Source organism: Dehalobacter sp. (assembly GCA_023667845.1).
In the GTDB taxonomy this organism is placed as follows: domain Bacteria; phylum Bacillota; class Desulfitobacteriia; order Desulfitobacteriales; family Syntrophobotulaceae; genus Dehalobacter.
In genome coordinates this window covers 1-2,590 of the sequence record JAMPIU010000175.1, presented here as the reverse complement: position 1 = coordinate 2,590, position 2,590 = coordinate 1, and the positions used below count along the sequence as shown (strand labels likewise).

Annotated in this window: 3 protein-coding genes; all 3 read right to left on the bottom strand. The window is 42.3% G+C overall.

Translation table 11 applies throughout. The features are described from left to right. Positions 1–1,450: type I-C CRISPR-associated protein Cas8c/Csd1 (gene cas8c / locus NC238_14740; GenBank protein ID MCM1567164.1), on the bottom strand; the 1,450-nt coding region annotated here is incomplete at its 3' end. Beyond that, complete coding sequence (cas5c, locus tag NC238_14735; GenBank protein ID MCM1567163.1) at positions 1,447–2,184, bottom strand: type I-C CRISPR-associated protein Cas5c; 738 nt, start codon at positions 2,182–2,184, stop codon at positions 1,447–1,449. The genes cas5c and cas8c, both read right to left, overlap by 4 nt. A 16-nt stretch (positions 2,185–2,200) precedes the next feature. Continuing rightward, on the bottom strand, positions 2,201–2,590 hold a 390-nt coding region (locus NC238_14730; protein ID MCM1567162.1), incomplete at its 5' end, for a hypothetical protein.

The following is a 2,590-nucleotide window of genomic DNA, read 5'->3' as shown; positions in this document are numbered from 1 at the left end:
TCTCTAATACGGCGAATAATCTTCCTAATTGGTAACCGACTGACGTTTGACTGGCATCTAACTCCATATTAACCTCCTTATAATTGTGATTTGGATAGAAACGGTAATATCTGTTTAAATATGCCTTAATTAATGCTGCGCGAATAGGCTTGACTCTATTTTCCGTGTCACTGCGAATACGTCGCAGTACAGCATGTATTAATGTTGCCGGATAGGGGGTTCCATCAAGTATTGAACGCATAAAATCGCCGGCAAGATTGGGTGGAATATTTTCACTCTTATCCTGGGCTGCAATATTGACCAAAATACGCCAAATTGAATAGAATTCAGGTTCCTTAGGTGGTTTTATGATCATAAAATCATCAAAATACTGCCTAATCCTAGCGGCAAATTCAGAAACTGTACCAATTTGCCAAAAACGGATAGCAATGCGGGCCGCATTAGGTGCAAGTCCTAAAATATAAAACAGATTATTACCATCATCCTCTCTATAAGTTCCTTTATTCACTGATTCATATAGAGCTTTCACTCTTTCTGTTCCTGCATCAGGGTTGTCTTTTTCGGGTTCTTTAAAAAAGAAAGAAAAGTCAGATTCAAAAAATGATTGTTTTGCTGACCAGAAAACTGTTGATGCATCCCCGATATGTATACACTGTCTAGGTGAACCAAGCAAAGTATTAAGAGCTTTGCCATATTGGGACGCTGTAACCTTACTGACAGGAGCATTGTAGCTTTGGGTCTTTGCATATGAATTAAAAGCATCCTTGTTAAAACTAACAATACATGCTCCCGCAGACTGAGACCCCCAAACACCCTTGGTAACCGGATGTGTCACTTCAATAGCAACATTTTTTTCTCCCGTAACTAAACATGTTCCAATTACTGCATTCGCACCGTCTTGCCGGCCTACCTTTTTAAGCGCTTCTATCACTGCTGGCGAGTTGAAAACCAATTTATACTCAGTTTGAAGAATTCTAAAACTAACTTTGGCGTTGCCTTCTCTCAGATGATCGCCATATGCGGAATGATTAAGTACTGGATTAAAATGGTTCCGGTTTTCCAGGCCTTTCTGAAGAAAGTTTCGCACCGCATTAACACCTGGGTCACTCGTTTCGCCGATCCATTCATCAATTGCATCAATCATGCTTTGCAGACGCAAATCTCCTTTATCTCCTAATCCGAAGACAAATGCAGAGTTATCCCACAGCAAATTTGCATCTTTACCGCTATTAGAATGTTTCAATGCCTGATTCCCAATATTGGGGACATCAAAGGGGTGTGTAATTCTTTTTTTGCCAGCTGTCTCTCGCAGGTCAACGGTGTTGTGCGGGTTTCCGTCATGGTCGAGCTCGATTAGGAAATCGAGCCCACCTTTAATCCAGCCATCCTGCGCGATCAAGCCTTCAGCAGCCTTCCGGTCATAGTACTCTTTTAAGGCGAGTAATATCATCCTCTCACCTCAACTTCCCTGCGGTCGGTGTTCAATATCCCCTTGTTAAGATGCGCCCTAAAAAACAGTGGTATTGGTTCCTTTTCATCACGATCAAAATCGATATCATACAACATATAACCCAAATCACGCGTATCCTTGATAGGCTCCACAACATCTTCATCCGAATTCTTGATTAATCGAAAATCGCAAGCGAACTCCCGGCAGCCCAGATAAGGCCTGTGGAAACACTGTCCTTTTTTCGCCCGCCGCTCAAACATCGCCGCATATTTCGCTTCGGTTTCATCAAACCTGGAGCTTTCAGTACTCTCCTGCTCGTCCGCCCAAACCTCAGAATTGATTGGACGGTTTTTTCTTCTCTGCTCTGGTCTGATAAAATCAAAATACCCATGAATTCGATATCTGACATCTCGCAAAAAAAGTCCGGCACGCTGCTGGCGCTCATCTTCAATAAAAATGCCCATTGGCGCTCCAAGCACACCCGCCATTTGTTTGGCAGTTGGTGCGGCTACCACCTTGCCAACCTCGTTTCTGCGGACGGAAATCCATTTGATTGGATTAAGTACTTCAATTTTAGTTATATTCCACCGTATAGCGGGCTTCCATAGAATTGCCTCAAAGATAGCCCTGGCCGCCGATGGGGTGATAACATCATAGCTTACCCGTTCGACTTTCATCTCTGGCCGGGTAAAGCAGGCATAGTCACCCCACACCTCCAAACACCAATTGTGCACCTTCAACATCTCCTTTCTAAATAATAAATTGCTCCGGGTCGTAAATGGTCTCGTCAACTAGCAAGCCGGTATCTTTTGAATAATCTAGCTTAGATGACAGTGCAAAGATCTGAGGATGCACTTCCTCAATTGCACCTCGCCGCTTTAATTCATCAAAGTCGTAGTTATAGACATTGACTGTATATCTCTGAAGTTTCCTCAATAACCAGCGATCAGGCCCCATTACTTTTAATAAATTGATGAATTTTTCCCCTTCGCCATAACGAACGAAAATTGTTTTCTGCAACGAGTCATCGATAATCTTGAATTTATTAGCGGCAGTCCTAAAGTAAATGCTGCATTCTCCCAAATCATTATGTATGGGATCTAGTAATTCAATTATTTTTTCTTTATCTAAAGAATTCAC